Annotated in this window: 16 protein-coding genes and 1 pseudogene; 6 read left to right on the top strand and 11 right to left on the bottom strand. The window is 63.1% G+C overall.

The features are described from left to right. Positions 1 to 73: 73 nt before the first annotated feature. The 5 genes from BLW05_RS36595 to BLW05_RS28215 all read right to left on the bottom strand — a co-directional run bounded on the left by BLW05_RS36595 (position 74) and on the right by BLW05_RS28215 (position 4,183). Positions 74 to 1,093, bottom strand: a complete 1,020-nt coding sequence (locus BLW05_RS36595; RefSeq protein WP_143044943.1) for a hypothetical protein — start codon at positions 1,091 to 1,093, stop codon at positions 74 to 76. Positions 1,094 to 1,165: 72 nt separating this feature from the next. After that, positions 1,166 to 1,363 (bottom strand): hypothetical protein, encoded by a 198-nt coding sequence (locus tag BLW05_RS28200; protein WP_093166886.1) that lies wholly within the window; start codon positions 1,361 to 1,363, stop codon positions 1,166 to 1,168. Positions 1,364 to 1,660: 297 nt separating this feature from the next. Beyond that, on the bottom strand, positions 1,661 to 2,467 hold the full coding sequence (locus BLW05_RS28205; protein ID WP_093166887.1) for a hypothetical protein: 807 nt from the start codon (positions 2,465 to 2,467) through the stop codon (positions 1,661 to 1,663). Between the two features lie 10 nt (positions 2,468 to 2,477). Next, complete coding sequence (locus BLW05_RS28210; RefSeq protein ID WP_093166888.1) at positions 2,478 to 3,407, bottom strand: hypothetical protein; 930 nt, start codon at positions 3,405 to 3,407, stop codon at positions 2,478 to 2,480. Positions 3,408 to 3,832: 425 nt separating this feature from the next. Then, positions 3,833 to 4,183, bottom strand: coding sequence for a hypothetical protein (locus BLW05_RS28215; protein WP_093166889.1), 351 nt, complete (start codon positions 4,181 to 4,183; stop codon positions 3,833 to 3,835). Between the two features lie 219 nt (positions 4,184 to 4,402). On the opposite strand from BLW05_RS28215, the gene BLW05_RS28220 reads away from it, so the two are divergent. Beyond that, a complete protein-coding gene (locus BLW05_RS28220) occupies positions 4,403 to 5,839 on the top strand; it encodes a DUF6880 family protein (RefSeq protein ID WP_093166890.1) in 1,437 nt (478 codons plus the stop codon). A gap of 94 nt (positions 5,840 to 5,933) precedes the next feature. Here BLW05_RS28220 and BLW05_RS28225 read toward each other — a convergent pair whose 3' ends face one another. Both BLW05_RS28225 and BLW05_RS28230 read right to left on the bottom strand, forming a co-directional pair. Beyond that, complete coding sequence (locus tag BLW05_RS28225) at positions 5,934 to 6,239, bottom strand: HigA family addiction module antitoxin (RefSeq protein ID WP_093166891.1); 306 nt, start codon at positions 6,237 to 6,239, stop codon at positions 5,934 to 5,936. A gap of 80 nt (positions 6,240 to 6,319) precedes the next feature. Continuing rightward, complete coding sequence (locus tag BLW05_RS28230) at positions 6,320 to 6,589, bottom strand: type II toxin-antitoxin system RelE/ParE family toxin (RefSeq protein WP_093166892.1); 270 nt, start codon at positions 6,587 to 6,589, stop codon at positions 6,320 to 6,322. A 159-nt stretch (positions 6,590 to 6,748) separates the two neighbouring features. On the opposite strand from BLW05_RS28230, the gene BLW05_RS28235 reads away from it, so the two are divergent. From BLW05_RS28235 to BLW05_RS28245, 4 genes are all read left to right on the top strand, one after another. Beyond that, positions 6,749 to 7,105: a hypothetical protein gene (locus BLW05_RS28235; protein WP_093166922.1), complete on the top strand. Its 357-nt coding sequence runs from the start codon at positions 6,749 to 6,751 to the stop codon at positions 7,103 to 7,105. Further along, on the top strand, positions 7,102 to 7,401 hold the full coding sequence (locus BLW05_RS35605) for a hypothetical protein (protein WP_143044944.1): 300 nt from the start codon (positions 7,102 to 7,104) through the stop codon (positions 7,399 to 7,401). Before BLW05_RS28235 ends, BLW05_RS35605 begins: the two co-directional genes overlap by 4 nt. Further along, positions 7,367 to 9,826 carry a TOTE conflict system archaeo-eukaryotic primase domain-containing protein gene (locus BLW05_RS28240; protein ID WP_093166893.1) on the top strand — a complete coding sequence of 820 codons (2,460 nt, stop codon included), beginning with the start codon at positions 7,367 to 7,369 and terminating at the stop codon, positions 9,824 to 9,826. Before BLW05_RS35605 ends, BLW05_RS28240 begins: the two co-directional genes overlap by 35 nt. A 128-nt stretch (positions 9,827 to 9,954) precedes the next feature. Next, entirely contained in the window at positions 9,955 to 10,827 is an 873-nt protein-coding gene (locus tag BLW05_RS28245) for a hypothetical protein (RefSeq protein WP_093166894.1), read from the top strand. 165 nt (positions 10,828 to 10,992) lie between these two features. On the opposite strand, the pseudogene BLW05_RS28250 reads toward BLW05_RS28245, so the two are convergent. Beyond that, positions 10,993 to 11,901: pseudogene (locus BLW05_RS28250) on the bottom strand (IS256 family transposase); the annotation flags it as partial. A gap of 1,208 nt (positions 11,902 to 13,109) precedes the next feature. On the opposite strand from BLW05_RS28250, the gene BLW05_RS28260 reads away from it, so the two are divergent. Next, positions 13,110 to 13,511, top strand: a complete 402-nt coding sequence (locus tag BLW05_RS28260; RefSeq protein WP_093166896.1) for a hypothetical protein — start codon at positions 13,110 to 13,112, stop codon at positions 13,509 to 13,511. 49 nt (positions 13,512 to 13,560) lie between these two features. Here the strand turns inward: BLW05_RS28260 and BLW05_RS28265 are convergent, their stop codons facing one another. From BLW05_RS28265 to BLW05_RS28275, 3 genes are all read right to left on the bottom strand, one after another. After that, positions 13,561 to 14,028, bottom strand: coding sequence for a GMC oxidoreductase (locus tag BLW05_RS28265; RefSeq protein ID WP_371126977.1), 468 nt, complete (start codon positions 14,026 to 14,028; stop codon positions 13,561 to 13,563). Between the two features lie 122 nt (positions 14,029 to 14,150). Then, entirely contained in the window at positions 14,151 to 16,448 is a 2,298-nt protein-coding gene (locus tag BLW05_RS28270) for a toll/interleukin-1 receptor domain-containing protein (RefSeq protein ID WP_143044945.1), read from the bottom strand. 1,163 nt (positions 16,449 to 17,611) lie between these two features. Continuing rightward, a complete protein-coding gene (locus BLW05_RS28275; protein ID WP_093166899.1) occupies positions 17,612 to 18,637 on the bottom strand; it encodes an IS110 family RNA-guided transposase in 1,026 nt (341 codons plus the stop codon). Between the last annotated feature and the right edge of the window lie 105 nt (positions 18,638 to 18,742).

Below are 18,742 nucleotides of genomic sequence, written 5' to 3' on the forward strand. Positions count from 1 at the left end.
GCCGCGAGAAGGCTGCCGATCCACCCTGTTCCCAGCAGCGCAATCCAGTCCCCAAGCTGCGCGCGCGTCCAAACTAGCAGTGGTAGGGAAAAAAAGGCCAAGCCGGCCCAGATCGCCCAGCCCGTGCCGAAGGTGAACAGGCCGTCAGCCGGCTCCACCACTCGCGGCTGCGCTCGAAGTACGCACGGCCGACCATGCCAATGTAGACCGTGGTGCCGCCACAAAAGGCCAGCGCAATCATAGGCGGGCCCAGGACCAATAGCATGATCTCCGGCTGCCTAAGCGATGTTTTTTCGAGCATGAAATGCCACCCGTGGTAGAGCAGGAAAAGCTCGAGAACGCCGAAGAAGAATGACACAACGCCTGCGACTGAGAGGACAAAGTACTCGCCGAGCGTGAGACGGTTGACCGCGGGCTTGCGCCGGTCGAAGGGGATCCAGATGACCAGCATGCCGGCAAGCGAAAGCCCGACAAACCAGCAGGAGTACTCAACGACCTCTGAGGTTTTGGATTCTCCTGTTCCCAACCAGATGGCAGTTGAGCAGCAGGCGAGTACCGCCGGGACGATCACGGTGGCGATAACGCCCGGCGTGGAGATCACCCAGTTGCGCTTCCGGGTGGTCGACATTCCCTGCTGCCAAAGGTTGTAGCCTGCCATGCCGTAGAAGACGACGCCGAACCAAGCGGCCGCAAAACCAAAAGCGATGTAGTAGGCGTCGCCGAACCGCACCATCTGCAACATCAGGAACGGCAACGCCAGCAAGGCCGCAAGGAACCCGATGATGATCACCGCGTTCAGTGCACCATTGCGTACCCACGTGGCAATCAGCGTCAGCGTGTCGAAGGAGAGAAGGCCGGTGCGCGGCGCTAAATAGTTGCTGTAGCGTCGCAGCCAGGCGACTTCGCTGGGCTCGGCGGAAGTCGGCGCGCCTTTGCTCAAACTGCCGGACTTGCCCAATTCATCCTGCACACGCTGCAGGCCGCAGCGATGAATCCATGCCGTGAGCCAGTTGCCGATATAGCCGCCGCCCGAGACAGTGGACAGGTAGTCGAACGACGCGAGCTTCTTGCTCGCAGCCAAAGCCTGAAGCACTCCCAGTCCGAACGTTGCACTACGAATCCCGCCACCCGACAACGCGAGACCAACGGTGGCCGCCTTGGTCGCCTATTTCGACTCGGCGGGCGGAACGACCGCCGACAAGTCTCGTACCTTCTCAGCTCTGATTGGATGTCTTTCTTTGGAGGCGGCGATCACACGTCCCTCAGCGGCCAATGCCTCGGCAAGGCGAAGCGCCTCGCGGGAAAACCTCGACTCCTCTCCCTTCTGTTGCTCTGCGGTATCGGCTTCTTCGGCAGTGGTCATGGCGCAGTCCTTTATGATTTTGTGGAAGGACTCTATCGAGTAGACAGAAGTGCGTGCATAGGCTGTTTGGTCGACCCTGTTGATGGCTCTACCGCCAGTGACTCCTCGGCTAGAGCAATTGCCATGATCTAGATCTCAGGGCTAAGCAGATCGCAGGCCCGGTGCGTGCCAACCAGACCCGAGTGGCCATAGGTCAAGCATGTGCAACAAGTGCCAGCTCCATCTCCCCTCGTCGCGACCATGGAGCTTTAATAATTCCGGCGCTATCGAATCTCGCAGGCAAGAGATAGAACGCACTCAAAGGTGTTCTACCGCTCTCGCCATCAGCGCTTTCAAGAGGACGCCAGCACCGCATTGTTTGGATACGCTGTCCGGATCGAAAATGTGGTCAGCGACGTAACGGCCCTTGACGTAAAGGTTTGAGAAACTCCAGAGATAGGGGGATGGCACGCCGCGTGGGCGATAGCCAAAGCCGTTGTTGGCTTCCCAGCGATACAGCATCCTCGCGATGCTCCAATCGGCTTGGCCAATAAACCCCTTAATTTCCAGCGCGTCCTTGGCACTGGCTTCCCATGTGAAGGGTGGCGAGCCCGAGGCGGGCCTGCCCTTCGGTACCTGTATCGTTCGTGCCGAGAGCGGATCGCCGTTGTGCAGATGTGTGCCGAAGTCGCAGCCAGACTCTAGCGAATGGATGATTGCAACGAAGTACCAAGGGATGCCTAGCGGATCGGCCAGCGCCCGGTATCGTTCTGCCGACGCCTGCATCTTGTCTACGCGCTTGTTCACCTCCGTCACATGTTGGGCGCTCGTGATGCAAGCGTCAAAGTACTGCGTGTACTCGGATGCAAGCTGTGCGAACTTCGTTGCATTCGTCGGAGGAGACACGGGCCCGAGATGGGTCGATGCGACTGGCTTGAGCGCTTCTGCCTCGGACTCTGTTGCCGAAGGAGCCATGTTTTTCGAGTCATCTAACACAAGAACCACCGTGAAGTTGCCATCGCTCTGGCGAATGACCGAGGGGGTGACTCCAGGCTGTTCCGAGTCCTCCAGCACCTGCTGAAGTCGGACGGGCGAAATGTCCCGAATGATGTTCTGGAATGGCATAGCGCTCCTCCTAGACAGCGAGTTTCAAGTCCGAGACCGCCTTGGTTCGCGCCTGGGCGAACTCAGGCAGATTCAGGAATGCCGCGATAGTGACGTTCGGAACGTTCTTGGCGAGGTATTCGATGAGCACCTTCTGATTGGTCGGGTTCAGCCGGCCACTTGGCCGAAGGAAATTCCGTAGTCTTACCGCAGCTTCATCAGGTGGCATGATGCTGCCCTGTGCCGTGACCGGGATCGCGTTCGTGACGGTGGGAGGCTGTCCCTCATCGGGTCGTCCCTTGGTGGCCCCCGGCTGTGCACGCTTGACCGATAGGTTGACTTCTGCCTCGATGCTGGCGGGGACACAGAGGGTAGCGTAGCGCCTGATCGCAGTCAGTGCGGCCGGGCGAGTCGTGTACCCTGTTCCCAGCTCCTGGCGATAGGTCTCCTGCATGGTCTTGACAAGCGTACGCACCGAGGAGGGGTCCAGCTCGTAGAGCAGGTTGCTGCTGAGATTGTCGACCGTCGACGACGCCAGCCCAAAAGCGATGGCAACAATCGCAACCTCCTTCGCCGCTGCCTGTGCCGCAGCCATCACGCCCGCCGTGGCGCCGCCTAGCAGTCCGATCTGCGCCACGGTTGTGCGACGGTCCCTGTTCAGGCGAAACAACGCATGCATATAGGCTTCGCACTTCGAGTCGGAGAAGTCCATGCCCGCATTGATGATGGCATCCCAGTTGGCGATCGCGGCGGGTGCCGGAGGCTCGCCGGCCGCCTCGCGCAGCGCATCGATCGCCGCTGTCTGGTTTGTTGCATAGGTCGCGACCTCGCTGGACCTCAACTCTGCTCCTGGGCCGGCTTCCAGCTGTGAATAGTTGCGGTAGGAAGCACAGGACTGCAGCAAAGACAAAGCCAAGCCGACTACACAGATACAGACGACGCGACGGAGTGCCAAGTCCATATTTACCTCCTCGGGTTGACGCTTGTGTGGTCGAGACCCGGCGCCAGTACCGCAACCGTACGCGGCAACGAAACAGCCGCCATCCACTTGAATGGGGAGTTAGTTGGACCGCGGTGCCGGCGCCGCAGCCGCCCCCCCCCCGATGAGGGAGCACCTATGGATCAGACTAGGAGTGTTCCAACGTCCGGCGCAGCAAGGTGGGCTTGCGCAGTCGAGCGATGGCCGTGAGGTCGCGGCCTTCGTCACTCCGGCCTACACGGCTCCAGCCTTTCGGAGCAAACGCATCTGGCTCGGCACGCACGAATGGGATCCCCGAAGCGCTCAAGGCCCTGTCGGCCAGCGAGGCGCCAGTTCATTTGCTTCGCGTGATCGGCCCATGCGTGCAGTCGCATGCGCCGCATTGGGCCCGGTCCGGAACAGCACGATCAGGTCGCATGAAACACCGCCGAATTCGCCGCGGGTGCCTCCTGCGCTTCCTCAAGGGTCTTGATGACGCCGCGCAGCCGCTCGCACTCCCGTTCGAGCGAGGCGACCCACGCGCGGGCATGCTGGGCCTCATTCAAAGTCTGCGCGTCCAGGGCGGCCCTGCCCCGGCGGCTCTCGAACCAGAGCGTCAAATTGACCGCGCGGGGGGCGTTGCCGCGGGCCTGGTAGCGCTGCAGGGTGCGCAGGCTCACGCCGAGATGGCGGGCGATCTTCTGGCGTGATTCCATCTGGTCGGCCAGCAAAAAGTCCAGCGGAGGTAGTCGAGCATGGGAAGGCGCGAGGAACGGCATCGGGGAGCGCCTTGCAGAGGGCGGCCACAGCGCCGCCCTTTGCGAAGCAGTGTCAGCGTTTCGCTGCCCAGGGCACGTCAACTTGTCATGGTGCCGCCGCGCCCTCTTCCCCTTCTTTTCTCCTTACTGCGGCCGCTTTTCAGGGCGGGGAGAGAATGAAAAATGAAATAGACATAACGGCGCGCTTCGATCTGCCGCTGTTGCGACAATGTGGCCCGCATGCCGAAGATCCCAGCGGAATCCCTCGAAGCCTTCCTGCATCGCCTGCCGGCCTCCACGCTGGCTGCCGTCCTGCTCGAAATGGCTGAGGTTGACGAAATGGTCAAAGAGCGTCTGCTTCGGCTTCAGTTGGCCGATCGCCCGGACCAACTGGCCGCAGGCTTTCGGAAGACGTTGATTTCCTGGCAACGCTCGACCAAGTACTACAACTACCGAGACGCGCCCGCGTATGGCCAGATGCTCAAGGCGTGGCTGGACCAAGTGGGGCGTGAACTGGTCCCGAAGGATCCCGCGGCCGGCCTGGCGCTGTTCGAAACGTTCATTGAAGCGGACGAGGTGTGGTTTGAGCATGCCGACGATTCGGGAGCCGACATCGGAGAAGCGGTGCGTTCGGCCTGCCGCCACTGGCTCCAGGCGGCGGCGCTCTGCGAGACGCCCGCAAATGTGTGGCTCGAACGGCTCATGAGGCTGTACCTTGCAGATGACTACGGAGCCCGAGAAGAATTGCTGCGAAGCGCCAACCGGCTTCTTCCAGCGCCGGCGCTTCGCACATTGATCGCCCGCTTCGAATCACAAATGACCGACGTTCTCTCCGGTGCATCCAAGTCGGGAGATCTGCCTCACGAGGTGCACGTGATCTCGGCGGCGTTATCGCTGCTGTCTGAGGCACTAGGCGATCCAGATGTCATGGTCCGCGCAGTCTTGTCGTACAGCCCCCAACCCAACGGGCTACAGCGAGCGTCCTTTGTGGAGGCCTACTTGCGCCCCGAGCGCCCGGATGATGCCCTGACCTGGTTGCGAGAACCATGGGCGGACCGTGAAGACGACCGCAGAAGTTTGCTCGCGCGCGTGCTCGAACGCTTGGGTCGCTTCAAGGAAAGCGTCCCGATCAGGCGACAGGCGTTCAAGAGCAGCCCCTCTGTCTTCTATCTGCAATGCTGGTTTGCGCATCTGCCGGACAATGACCGCGCCGAAGCGGAGGAAGAGGTTCGCCAACTCATACTGAATTTCAAGGATCCGGTAACGGCAGCGAGTCTATTGGTCGAACTCGGGGACATCGAAGCGGCCGAAGCACGGTTGGTAGCGGAAGCGGACCGTCTCAGCGGCGAGTACTACGGCTCGCTGGAACCGCTGACGAAAGCGTTTCGGATGCACGCGTGCTGGCGCGGAGAAACGGTCGCATATCGCGCACTGCTGCTGGGGATCCTCAATCGCGCATACGCGAAGGCGTATCACCACGGCGCACGCTACTTGGCACGGTTAGGCGAGATCGCTGCCTCGGGGCCAGACCTGAAGCCGATGAAGTCGCATGAGACCTTTGTCGCCGAGATCCGATTGCGGCATGGGCGCAAGTCGGCGTTCTGGGCGCAGGTAGAGTCAAGACGCAACAGCGTCTCCGATACGTCAGGTGGTAGCGACGAAGGTTTGGATTGTTGAACGCTCGCCAACAGTCCGGGACGATTTAGACAGAGGTTGCCCGTGTTCCATGAAAAAGCCCGCACGAGGCGAGTTCGGGTGGTCGCTGCGCCGCTCAAGCCGCGACCGCTCGCGGGCGCACTTCGCGCTCGATCTGCTTCGCTGCCTCTTTCTCGGCCATTTTGAGGTCGTAGACGCTCTGCATATTGAGCCACCATTGCGCGCTACCGCCGAAGTAGCGGGACAGACGAAGCGCCATCAGGGGCGACACGCCGCGCTTCTCGCGCACGATGTCGTTCACCGTGGGGGCGGCGACATGCAGTTCTTTCGCGAGCGCGCTGGCGCTCATCTTGAGGGGCTCCAGAAAGTCCTCTCGGAGAGTTTCACCGGGGTGAACCGGGCGCATTCCGTTCCTAAGCATGGCCTCTTGCCTTTCTGCCCAAAGGGCGTTTCGCAACCTGCGAAAATAGTTGCCGGGCGTTTGGCGCCGCCCCGCCTGCGCTAGTGTGGGTCGTATATCTTCACGTTCTCCGGGCCGTCGCTTCCCCACTGCCAAGCGAGCCGCCACTGCTCGTTGATCCTCACGTGCCAGAATTCATCGTAGAACTTCAAGTCGTTGCCGGGTGGTGAGCCCATGTCGTCGTTCTGGACCGCCGAGTCAAGCTGCGTGAGCTTGCGGGTCGCCACTTTGACGATGGCTGCGAACCTGCGATTCCTTCCCCTGACGAAAAGCTGTTCGGTGTCAGCTTCGGAGAAGGACTTGATTGCCACAAGTCATATTCTATAACGCGTAACGTTAAACGTCAATCGTTATGGCTGCGCCGAATTTGGCCGAAGGAACCAATCCGGCGGTGCTTCGAGGATCGAATGTCGCGGCCAGGCGCGCGCTGGCCCGCTTGGGCCAGGATGAGGATAGATGAGCAGCCACCCATGACTCGAAACCCATTCGCAGGCGCCTGGCGCATCATCTGGATGAGTGCCTGGGATCAGGACTATGTGGACATGGACGGTCCCGGCCACATCACCTTCGGCGCTGGCCGGTCCGGCGCCTTCCAGTTCGGCATGGCCCAGGGACAGATGGACTGCAAGCCCAGCGAGCCACTGGGAGACCGGGTTGAATTCACCTGGCACGGCTTTGACGAAGGCACCGAACACACCGGGCGCGGGCACGCCCGGATCGTCGGGGGAGAATTGCGGGGGCACCTGTACTTTCATCTGGGTGACGACTCCGCGTTTCGCGCTGTGCGCCAACCCCCGCCGGCACGCCGGCGCAAGGCTGCGAGATGAGCGAATACCAGTACTACGAGTTCGCGGCCATCGACCGCTGGGCACACTGGGCAGCCGTCGAAGCATTGACGGGGCGTGGCTCGGCGTCGGGCTACGCTCAGGCGGTCCGGGCGTTGATCGACTTGGCCGAAGGCCATGCGCTCACGCCGAGCCGCAAGGAACTCGATCTCGCGCTGCGGCGCCTGTTGGTGCGCCACGCGACGCGAGGTGCCTTGCCGCGTCGACTGGCCGAGGCCGGACTCTGGTCTACAGTGACCCATCATGACGAGCGACGGCGACGACAAACTCATCCATGAACTGACGCGGCTGCGAGCTGAAAACGCGCGGCTGGCCGGGTTGTTGGAGGCCCATGGCATTGCATGGCGCGATCCCGAGCCGACGGATGTGCGCACGGTTTCGCCATCGCCATTGAGTACCGGCGAGAAGGTGGCTCTTTTTGGCCGCTTGTTCCGTGGGCGCGCCGATGTCTATCCGATTCGCTGGGAGAGCAAGGCCGGCAAGAGCGGCTACTCCCCGGCTTGCGCAAACGAATGGCGCGCCGGCGTCTGCGAGAAGCCCCGCGTCAAGTGCTCCGATTGTGGTCATCGGCTGTTAGTCCCATTGACCGACCAGGCGCTGTATGACCACCTTGCCGGCCGCCGTACGGTGGGCGTGTATCCCCTGCTGGCCGATGACTATTGCCACTTCCTCGCGGTGGATTTCGACGAAGCCGACTGGCAGGCGGACGCTCGGGCTTTCATCCAGTCATGCCGGGCGCTGGGCGTGCCCGCGGCTCTGGAGGTCTCGCGGTCCGGTAAGGGTGCGCATGCGTGGGTGTTCTTCTCTGCCAAAGTCACGGCAAGGGACGCGCGCCGACTGGGTTCAGCCCTTATCAGTCATACCTGCGCCCGTACGCGACAACTGAAGCTCAGCTCCTACGACCGACTGTTCCCCAACCAGGACACGATGCCCAAAGGCGGGTTCGGCAACCTGATCGCCCTGCCTCTGCAGAAGCTGCCTCGCGAGAGCGGCTGCAGCGTGTTCGTGGACGACACGCTGCAGCCCTACGCAGACCAATGGGCGTTCCTCGGCTCTGTGCAGGCCATGGCGCCGCACGACATCGAGCCGACGATATTGCGCGCAACCGGCGGATCGCACCCCCTGGATGTCACGTTCATCGACGAGGAAGACCAGCGCGAGCCCTGGAAGCGAACGAACCCCGTTACGCAGCGCTTGCCCGGCACAATGCCCGCGTCGCTCACAGTCACCTTGGCCAATCTGTTGTATTTCGAGAAGGCGCATTTGCCGCAAGCCTTGGCGAATCGACTGATCCGGATCGCGGCGTTCCAGAACCCGGAGTTCTACAAGGCGCAGGCGATGCGACTGCCGGTGTGGGACAAGCCGCGCGTGATTGGCTGCGCCGAGAGCTATCCGCACCACATTGCCTTGCCTCGCGGATGCCTCGACGCCGCCCGGCAACTGCTGCACGACAACGGCATCCGCTGCGAACTTCACGACGAACGCTTCGGCGGACAAGCACTGGGGGTGCGTTTTGCGGGCACCCTGCGCCCCGACCAGGAGGCCGCCCTTGCTGCGATGCTGGCCCATGACACGGGCGTCCTGTGCGCGCCCACCGCTTTCGGCAAGACCGTCGTGGCTGCGGCGGTGATCGCCCGGCGCGGCGTGAACACGCTGGTGCTGGTGCATCGCACCGAACTCCTAAAGCAATGGCAAGAACGGCTGCAGGCGTTCCTCGCCGCAGAACAAGGGCTGGCCGGCAATGTCGGCACCATTGGCGGCGGCAAGTCCAGGCCCACGGGTCGGATCGACATTGCTGTCATGCAGTCGCTGCACCGACAAGGCGAGACGAGCGAGCAGGTGGAGCACTACGGCCAGGTCATCGTCGATGAGTGCCACCACATCTCCGCCGTCTCGTTCGAGTCGATCCTGAAGCGCACAAAGGCCAAGTATGTGCTGGGACTGACGGCCACCCCTATCCGGCGCGATGGCCGCCAGCCGATCATCTTCATGCAGTGCGGTCCGACACGCCATGTGGCCGCGCGACCCGCGGGTGCACCACAAACCTTGACGGTGATTCCCCGCTATCTGACTGCGCCCATCCGGTTGACCGACGACGCCGGCATTCAGGACGTGTTCCGGACATTGGCGGGCGATGCCAGGCGCACGACCGCCGTCGCCGACGAAGTGGCCGCCGCCTTCGCGCAAGGCCACAAGGTGCTCGTGCTGACCGAGCGCACCGAACACCTCGACGCCATCACGGCCGCATTGGCTGGACGTGCAGCCACGCTGTTCACCATGCACGGTCGTATGTCAAGGAAGCAGCGCGCAACCTTGATGGCGGAACTCGACGCCCTGCCCCCAAATGCGTCGCGGGTGCTGCTGGCCACCGGCAAGCTGGTCGGCGAGGGTTTCGACCACCCGCCTCTCGACACGCTGGTGCTGGCCATGCCGATTTCGTGGAAGGGCACCTTGCAGCAGTATGCTGGTCGGCTGCATCGCGAGCACGCCGACAAGACTGGCGTGCGCATCATCGACTTCGTCGACACAGGGCATCCGGCGCTGCGGCGGATGTGGGACAAGCGCCAGCGCGGCTACCAGGCCATGGGCTACCGCGTACCGGCTTCGCCCCTCAGCGACAGCCTGGACTTCGACGCAGTCGAACCCCATGAGCAGGCAGCCACGATCACGGAAGCAGATTTGACAGCGGGTAGAAGACGATGATGGGTTGCACCAGAGTTCAGCAGCCGTGAAGGAGAGTGTGCAAAAGTGCGGGAAAAAGATGATCCGGAGCGTATTGCTCTGGCTCGGACGTACTGTTCACGCGGGAGGGCCGTTTCAAAAGGACCGCCATGCGACTGATCATCGAAGCCCGAATCGAGGGTGCCGCCGATACATGCATGTCTGTTTCGCTCGGTGTGATCGAGCGCAGCGACAACGACTTGACGCCAGGCAACCTGGGCCTCAGCCTGCAGGAGGGCCGCGAGATTCTGCGGCGCGCTCAGGCGGCGATCGCTGCTGCCCAGACATCTTCCTGGGTCGCCAGCCGTTCCACGTGTCCGGTCTGCGGTATAGAGCTTTCTCGCAAGGACAGCGGCACCATCGTTTGCCGCACCGTCTTTGGCAAGGTCCGACTCGACAGTCCGCGTTTTCCCCAGTGCTGGTGCTGTACGCCATCGTGGTACCCGAGCGGCTTCACCTTCAGTCCTTTGGCGGCCGCATTGCGCCTGCGCGTCACGAGCGAGCTCGAGCAATTGCAGGTGGAGTGGGCCGCACAGCTCCCCTATCGCACCGCCGTGAGATTGCTGGGCCAGGTGTTGCCGCTGACCGACGCCATCTCGGTCAGCGGAACCCGAAATCGGGTCTTGGCTGTGGGCCAGCATCTTGACGAGCAAAGCGAACGTCTGATCGGCGATCTGCCAGTGGCGCGCGGCCTCGGTGCTGCATCCGCGAGTGTGTCCGTCGTGGCGGTCGATTCGGTCTGGCTGAAACACCGTGAACACGGCCGTTTGCAAGGCCGACAAGTCAACGTCGTCGCTGGGCGCGCAACTCTGGCCGAAGGCGGTACAGCCTTGTACGGCTACGTCAGCCATGGCATAGGCAATCGCACCATGAACGCGACGCCATGCGGATTGAGGTGGCTTGTCCCGACAACCAGACTGAGCTTGCTGAAACACGCGCGTTGTTCTTCAACGACCAGATCGATATGTTCAGCGAACGGATGATGCATGTGCGTCAGCGTACCAGCGTTTGAAACGGCCCTTCAGATCGAGCGCCCGCCGTCCACCGGCATCTCGACCCCCTGTCAGGAACCGCGCCTGCGGACTGCCAAGGAACACCGCAACGTTGGCCACGTCGTCCGGGTCGCACATGCGGCCGAGCGGAATCGTCGAGCCGAGTTTGGGGAATTTGTCCCGCAGTTGATCGGCGACCGAACGCAATTGCGCTCGCGCTGCATCGGCCGAGTCCTGTACGAACACCGTGCCGATGGCGGCCGAGACCATGCGTCGCTGCGTCTTGCCGGCGTGCGCCAAGGCGTTGCGCATGAAGTGCACTCGGCAACGCTGCCAGGTGGCCTTGAGGACCTTCGCAGCCGCTGCCTTGATGCCTTCATGGCTGTCGCTGATCACGAGCTTCACACTGCGTAGACCCCGGCGGTTCAGGCTGCGCAGGAAGTCGGTCCAGAAGGGCTCGGCCTCGGAGGCGCCGACCTTCAGGCCGAGGACTTCGCGCTGGCCGTCGGTGTTCACGCCCGCCGCCACTATCACCGCGACGCTCACGATACGGCCCGCCTCGCGCGTGTTGACATAAGTCGCATCGATCCAGAGGTAGGGCCAGTCGCCCTCGATCTGGCGTCCCAGGAACGCGTTGACCCGTTCGTCCAGCTCGCCGCATAGGCCGCTGACCTGGCTCTTGGAGACGCCGCACATGCCCAGCGCCTTGACCAGGTCGTCCACCGAGCGGGTAGAGATGCCTTGCACGTAGGCTTCCTGGATGACGGCGGTGAGTGCCTTCTCGCCGGTGCGCCGCGGCTCCAGGAACTCGGGGAAGTAGCTGCCCTGGCGCAGCTTGGGGATCTTCAGCTCGACGCTGCCCGCGCGGGTGTCCCAGGTGCGCTCGCGGTAGCCGTTGCGGCTGTTGAGGCGTTCGGGATTCTTCTCGTCGTACGCGGCACCGCATCGGCCTTCGACATCGAGATCCCTCAGACGCTGGGCCATGAACTGCACCATCTGGCGCAGGACGTCGACGTCGGCTCCCTTCTCGGCGAGCTCGGCCAATGCCATAGTAGCGTTGGTCATCGTGATTTCCTTCAAGGACAGGTTTGGTGGGTCGCACCTCAAACCTTATCCGGACCTCACGATGGCCACCCCGAAGAGAGCGGCCACTGCGCGGCAAGGCGCTTCGGACTACGCCCTACGCGCCTTGCCGCGCAGCGAGTGAAGGAAGACTTACGCCACTTCCTGGGACATCAACTATTCGATTGCCTTCATGCCAGAGAAATGCATCTGGCAAGACCCAGACGGCCTCGGTGCGCTGCTGACTCGAAGCCTCGGAGACTCGCCCTGAGCCCGGCATCGGTGCCTGCGCGGCGCCGTGAGGCGCTGCGGCCATTGACTGTTCGACGCAGCGCACACTGTCCTTGCTCACGCTTGCCGCTGAAACTTACACTGCCCACTACGCCGCCAATCCGGCGGTTCAGTTCAACGAAGTTCATCTGCTGCCGTGACGCCCGCGCGCCTTCGTTCAGCTTCGCTCGGCGGCGGACAAACGCTATTCGTTGGTGGGAATGGTCGCAACTCGAGGAGGCCATGGAAACATGCTTCGAACAGAATGTGCAAACTGCGGTAGCAAGGAGCATGCTTCAAGCGATTGCCCACACGGGTTGTTCCGGTCCAAATGTGCCGCCTGCGGCAGCAAAGAACACGCGACGGCAGACTGCCCGCATGCCTGGTTTCGGTCCCAGTGCGCCGTTTGTGGCAGCAAAGATCATGCGACCGCCAGTTGTCCGCATGCATTTCACACCCCAAATGCCCAATCCGCAAAAACCGCTGATGTCGACGAAATCAGCGCTGCGGCTAGCGTCGAATCAATTGACGATCGACCATCGGCTACGACGGGCGAGTTGCCTTGGAAGCCTAACGGTGCGGAAAACGTGCCTTGGCTTTGGCCGCGTTGGGTGCGATTGGGTGAAAATGCGGTTCACACTTTCTTCTACTCTTGGTTTGCTTTTCTACTTCCGTTCGCGAGCGCTAAATTGGGCGCTTGGCTGTACTCTGACATATATCTACTCCGGGTCGTTGGCTCCTCGAACGAATATAGATTGTTACTGTTCGTTCCAGGCCTGAATTACCTGTATGCCTTGCTACTCTGGTTCAAGAGCGGAACAAACTACTTCGCGCCGTTCATAGTATTGCTTTTCGTGCCAATCTTTCTTGTCATGTTTTGGACCCGCGTCTCCCGGGACAGCAAGTTCGAAGCATTCATGAAGTGGCGCCGCGGGGAATGAATGGGTGCGACGCTCTTCGATCGGAAAAAGGATAAGCCTGTGGCGGACGAAGACAATAAGCTCTTGCTTGAAGAACTCAAGCTCTGCAGCGACGACTATCAACATCGAAATCAACTAATTGTCACGGAGTTCGCTCTATCAATCACAGCATTTGGTGTGAGTTTGAGCGCTGCAAATGGTGCGGACGGTTGGTCCAGATTGCTAGTTTATGTCGGCTTGGCGCTCTTCCTCACAATCGTGGCTCATCACATGGTTCACGTCAATCAAGTCCGTCTTGAAGCTGCAGAACGAGTTGAGGAGATCAAGCAGCAACTTGAATTTCGACGCATTCACGGTGGCTACACCGGGAAGAGAAAAGGCATAAAAATTCCCGCTCCGAAAGCAATGGTGTGGTTTGTTTGACCTGCACCGTCGCTCCGCTCACTTGCCTTTGTGCAAGTGCCACTAAAAGTCAAATCAAGAGTGGTATGTGTCGGACTAATTCCCAGACGCCAGTGAGAACCGAGAATCCAGAACTGCAAGAGAGATCAGACGCGTCCGCAAGGATCATGTCCGAAGCTTTCTCTGCAATCATGATCGTTGGAGCATTTGTGTTGCCGGCAATGATGGTCGGCATGATCGATGCATCCACGATGCGAAGCCCTTCAACGCCTTTCACCTGTAGCCGCGGCGTGACGACAGCGTCGGCGTCTGATCCCATCCGGCACGTTCCCACCGGATGCAGGTTCGCATCGGCAAACTGGCGAATAAATCCTTCTATCTGGGCATCGCTCTCCACGCTAAGGGTGGGGCGAAGTTCTTCGCTGACGTACGGGGCTAGTGCCGGTTGACGCGCGATCTCGATGGCGGGACGACGACGCGCAGAGGTCTGCTGCGGAGTAAGTGTTTTGCGGACCAGCAGCCGGTTGACCCAAGGCAAGGGTCTCGGTGGAGCTGGGCGATGTCGAGCAAATGGCGCGTGAGGAGCCAGACCGAGGCGCATGCCGCGCAGGAGGGCCAGCTGCGCCCTTCACTGCGGACCGGCGACCCGAGCTTCGCCATCTAATTGTGGGACTGCATCCGCGGCGAGGCCGCGCTCCCGACGCCGAACGTGCGCTGAGACTGTGCCCCCGCCGGGCGCGGCATCAGGCCGTGAGTGCGTGCGGCCCACGCGAGGAACGGACCGAGCCCCTGCCCCGCGTCGGGCGCGTGCACGGCGAGCAGCGCATCGGTAAGGGCCAGACGTCCGGGCCACATCGGGTGCGGTAGCAGGTCAAGCAGCTGCGCGACGGCCTGCCGGTCGGGGGCGACCTTCAGGTCGATCCACAGCCGGTGGGCGGCGGCCTCGTAGATCGCCAGCAGGTGGGCCACGGGGACGGCAGCCGGATCGGCGGCGACCCGGCGGGCCAATTCGGCGAGTTCGCCGGCCAGCGTCGCCGGGTCGGACACCAGCGCCACCCATTCGACGCAGTTGGCCTGCATCTCCGGGTGCCAAGGCGCGTACAGCGCGGTGTCCAGGTAGCCGCGCTCGGCGCGGATCAGATCGGTTACGTGCCGCGGGCCCAGCACCTCGGCGGCGACGTCGTTCCATTGGCGCGACACCTCGGACAGGTCGGTCCAGCTCAGGCCGGGCCGGCCTAGGCTGGCGTAGCGGGCCACGAAGTGCACCAGCGCCGCGGGCTCCGCGCTCTGCAGCACGCGCACGGGTACGTCGGCCAGCGGCGCCGGGAAGCTCACGAAGCCGCCTCCTCGCATGGGCGGCGGCATGCCGAGGCGCGACGCCGGGGCCGGCAGCGCGGCGGCTAGGAGGGCGGCCACGCGACGCGTGGCCGCCTCGTCGGCCCGCGCCGCCGCCAGCGCCGCCGCCATCTTTAGCAACTCGGGGGCCAGGCGGGCGGCGCCAGGGCCCGCCAGCAGGGCATCCACGGCTGCCAGCTCGGCGTCGATGCGGTCTGCATTGCGCACCGCCTCCAGCGCCCGCACGTAGTCAGCCGCGGCTCGTTCGGGGCGCGCGGTCCGCGTCAGGCGCTCGCGGGCGCTGAGCAGCTCGTCGCCGGGGTCGGCCGGCGGCAGGGCCGTCGGCTCGGCGACCTCGGCTTCGGCTTCGGCTTCGGCTTCGGCTTCGGCAGAGACCATCGGCGCAAAGTCGACCTGCCGTCTGTGCAGCACCTGCTGCACAAGCACCAGTTCGTCGGTGACGCTAGCTGCGTCGGTCTCGAGCCTGGACGCCAATTCGCGCAGGTCGTCGAGCTGCGCGGCCGGATCGTCGATGAGCTCAAGCACGTCCACGTAGGCCCCCATCAGCGCCGAGCGCCGGGCCCGCTGCCAGTAGATGCCGTCGGGCGTGCTCCGGTCGTCCTCGGTGGCCAGCACGTCTTGCAGCAGCGCGCGTGCTTCGCGCCGCAGCACGGCCGGGTCCTGCACCAGGCCGATGGCGTAGCGGTAGTTAGCCATGCGCGGTGAGGGGATCGACTCGCCTTGACGCGTCACGATCGCCCCGCGCAGCGTGGACAGCGACGCGGCGGCGAGCTCGGCGTCGACGCCGATTGCGGCGACCGGCCAGCCGGTCTGCAACGCCATCGCCGCGCGCTCGGGCTGGCTCGCCACCAGCGCGATCGCGCGCCGCCGGACGCCGTACGGCGCCTGCCGCGTCTCGCCCAGCGCCCGGTCGCGCAGTTCATCCACCGCCAGCGCGTTGAGCAACTGGTTCGCGTCCGCGGTGCGCGCCTGGTGCACAAGTGCGGCCGCCGACCCCGCTCCCACGACCACGGTGACGACGGCGCCTGCCAGCAGCCGCGCCGACATGCGGCGCCGTTCCCAGTCGACGGTCTGCCGCATCGGCACGTCGGCGAGCCGCGCCAGCATGCGCGCCAGCTCGAGGCCGGTGCGCGGCCCTGGCCAGCGCCCGAACCACCAGTGCCGCAGGTCGTGCACCCGCAGGGCGTCGGGGTCCAACTCGGCGGGCACCGCGCGCGCCAGCGGCCCGTCCAGCCAGGCCAGCACAATGTCGTTCGGCGGATGGTGCCGCAGGAAGCGCGCGATCTCGGTGCTGACCCATCGCGAGTCGGCCGCCTCGGGCGAGCAGCAGACGATCAGCTGACGCGTAGAATCAAGCGCGCGGCCCAGCTCGATTTGCAGGTCGCCGCCGCGGATGTCGGTCTCGTCTAGGTAGACGGTCATCGGTTCGACCACTCCTGGCACGCGGCGCTGCAGGTAGCGCTGGATCGCGCGCGCCTGGCGACACTGCGCGGAGGCGTAGGATACGAAGGCGTCGAACTGCGGGGCCGCAGCTGCGCCGTCGATGCCAGAAGGATCGGCCTTGGCCACACGATCCGGGCGGTTGGTGTCGTCGACAAGCATGGGGCTCCAGAGCAGGAAGGTGGACTGCTGCTGGAAGTCTTGCGGAGCTTCGTGCAAGTTGTCAACGCAGCGTCCGCCCGCCGATGTGTGCCATCCGCTGTGGGGGCCCCTTCAGATGCCTAAATGCCGGCTCGACCTTGGCAACGAGATAAGCAGGCCCCCTTTCATGCGGATGGTTATGGCGGAGCGGCCCTTGTCCAGTTCGGGCACCCGAGTCTGGTGCTGGAACAGCAGTGCATGCCCCAGCGCGACCCCTGGCTCGGGGTGATCGTCCGCCGGAGAGTCTTTTCCGGCGCGAGTTTAGGCACATCGGCGCAACGCCGAAAACGCTCCACCTCGGTGGCTGCCGGCGCCGATGTACAGTCCGCCGCCAGGGGGTCCCCTCGTTTTCCGCGCACTCAGTGACGGCTCGCAATGCCAGCACCGGCGCGGGAGCTGGGTCACAAGTCATTGACTTTCTTTGATGTTGCTGATCACGTTTCAGCGGCGTATCGTCCCTGCCCCACTGACGGAGGCGCGCGTACGGCCATGTCGCTCGCAGGCAGGTACGCAGACATGTGGCTGTGTTTCCGTCCGAATCCCTTGCTGACGCGCCGCCTCGGACAGCTCTGAGCTCTCCACTCGACGCAGATCTGCAATTCCCGCTACCTCCAGCATCCGCAGCGTGGTCTCATCGAGCACGGTTTGCACATGTCCAAAGAAGGCCTGGACTACTTCCAATGTCCCATTGGTGGCCGGGGTACTGATGCCGAATCTTCTGAGCGCAGGCCGTTCTGAGATTGCTGAGCAAGGATGCTTCTTGATCCAGCGTTTCAGGGCCGTCACGATTCCAGGGAACGAGCACGGCGCAGTTGAGTAAGTTGACGTCGTCATAGTCGTCTAGGGATGGTCTTATATGGGCGCCTCCCGGATCGCAAGTAACGCGTATGTGTGAAGAAGCAGGAGGCAGGGCTGCAGTCTTATATCCGGCCTGTTGTGCAGGCTGATATGCCTGCTGGCCCTGATGGTTTTCGCTGACGAGGTTCCCATCTGCAAACCGAGCTCTTCGCTCTGGATCCCTATCGGAGTGTCCTCGTCCCGGTCCGACCTGTCTGTCCCATCACGCGCGTGGTCGCCTTGCTCTCCTTCAAACGCGGTCTGTTTCCAAGAGACTCATGAACTCGTCAGTGCGCTGTCTGCCACGCCTCGGGCCGCCAAGCTTGTCCGCGTGCCAGGACGGCCCAGATCGTTCGCGCCAACTTGTTCGCGACAGCGGCGACGGCCACGCTATACGGTCGGCGCTGCAACAGAGCTGCTAGCCATGGCCATGTCGGGCCATCATTCGATCTGATCACGACGGCCCTCGCGCCGTGCATGAGGAGCGTTCGCAGGTAGGCATCACCACGCTTGCTGATACCGAGTTGCCTCACCCGTCCACCTGTCCCGGTCTGGCGCGGGACCAATCCGATCCACGCGGCAAACTCTCGCCCATCCTTGAAGGCTGTCGGCGTCCCCATGCTGGCGACTACGGCTGTCGCCGTGAGAAGACCAACGCCGGGGATCTGGGCGACAGCTTTGCAGGCTGGTATTTCTCGCATTTGCTGAGAGAGCCTGCGTTCAATGTTGCCGATGTCGGCCTGCAGTTGCTGGATTCGTCTGATCTGCTCGTCCAGGCTGTCCGTGAGCGTGGGAGGCAGTCGGATCTTCGCTCCGGACATCGCGTCGGGCAGGGCCTCGAGCAATGCGACGTGGCCTTCCGGCAGCACGATGCCGAACTCATAGAGCAGTCCACGAAGCTCGTTGGTCTGCATGATGCGTGTCTTCATGAGTTGTGCGCGCAACCGGTGCAACGACAACACAAGCTGCTGGGCCTCGGTCTTGACCGGCACGAAGCGCATGCCCGGCAGGTGACTCGCCGTCCAGATCGCCTGAGCGTCCGCTGCATCGGTCTTGTTGCGCTGCACGAACGGGCGCACCTTCCTGGGCGAGATCAGTCGTACCTCATGGCCAAACTCGGCCAGAGCACGAGCCGAGTAGTGCGCGCCGCCACAAGCTTCCATCACGACCAGCGAAGCTGTGCGGGCGGCAAACCATTCGAGAAACTTTGCACGCTTGAGTTGCAAGCGCTCGATGCAACCTGTCTCCATATCGACCCAGTGCAGCTGAAACACCTTTTTGGCGATGTCGACGGCGATGACGGTACGTTCCATGATGGTCTCCAGTTCGATGATGACGACGAGGTCACCACTCTGGCACTACCCAGGCCGGGCGGATGCCGCACCAGGAGGGAGGCGCCCATACCATCTGCAGAACGT

This window comes from Variovorax sp. YR216 (assembly GCF_900107745.1).
Classification (GTDB): domain Bacteria; phylum Pseudomonadota; class Gammaproteobacteria; order Burkholderiales; family Burkholderiaceae_C; genus Variovorax.

Coding starts and splice junctions, on each gene's coding strand:
- BLW05_RS28225 (WP_093166891.1), bottom strand. CDS start 6,239: ATGCTTAGGAACGGAATGCGCCCGGTTCACCCCGGTGAAACTCTCCGA.
- BLW05_RS28210 (WP_093166888.1), bottom strand. CDS start 3,407: ATGGACTTGGCACTCCGTCGCGTCGTCTGTATCTGTGTAGTCGGCTTG.
- BLW05_RS28220 (WP_093166890.1), top strand. CDS start 4,403: ATGCCGAAGATCCCAGCGGAATCCCTCGAAGCCTTCCTGCATCGCCTG.
- BLW05_RS28215 (WP_093166889.1), bottom strand. CDS start 4,183: ATGCCGTTCCTCGCGCCTTCCCATGCTCGACTACCTCCGCTGGACTTT.
- BLW05_RS28270 (WP_143044945.1), bottom strand. CDS start 16,448: ATGCTTGTCGACGACACCAACCGCCCGGATCGTGTGGCCAAGGCCGAT.
- BLW05_RS28245 (WP_093166894.1), top strand. CDS start 9,955: ATGCGACTGATCATCGAAGCCCGAATCGAGGGTGCCGCCGATACATGC.
- BLW05_RS28235 (WP_093166922.1), top strand. CDS start 6,749: ATGACTCGAAACCCATTCGCAGGCGCCTGGCGCATCATCTGGATGAGT.
- BLW05_RS28200 (WP_093166886.1), bottom strand. CDS start 1,363: ATGACCACTGCCGAAGAAGCCGATACCGCAGAGCAACAGAAGGGAGAG.
- BLW05_RS28205 (WP_093166887.1), bottom strand. CDS start 2,467: ATGCCATTCCAGAACATCATTCGGGACATTTCGCCCGTCCGACTTCAG.
- BLW05_RS28240 (WP_093166893.1), top strand. CDS start 7,367: ATGACGAGCGACGGCGACGACAAACTCATCCATGAACTGACGCGGCTG.
- BLW05_RS28260 (WP_093166896.1), top strand. CDS start 13,110: ATGGGTGCGACGCTCTTCGATCGGAAAAAGGATAAGCCTGTGGCGGAC.
- BLW05_RS28275 (WP_093166899.1), bottom strand. CDS start 18,637: ATGGAACGTACCGTCATCGCCGTCGACATCGCCAAAAAGGTGTTTCAG.
- BLW05_RS35605 (WP_143044944.1), top strand. CDS start 7,102: ATGAGCGAATACCAGTACTACGAGTTCGCGGCCATCGACCGCTGGGCA.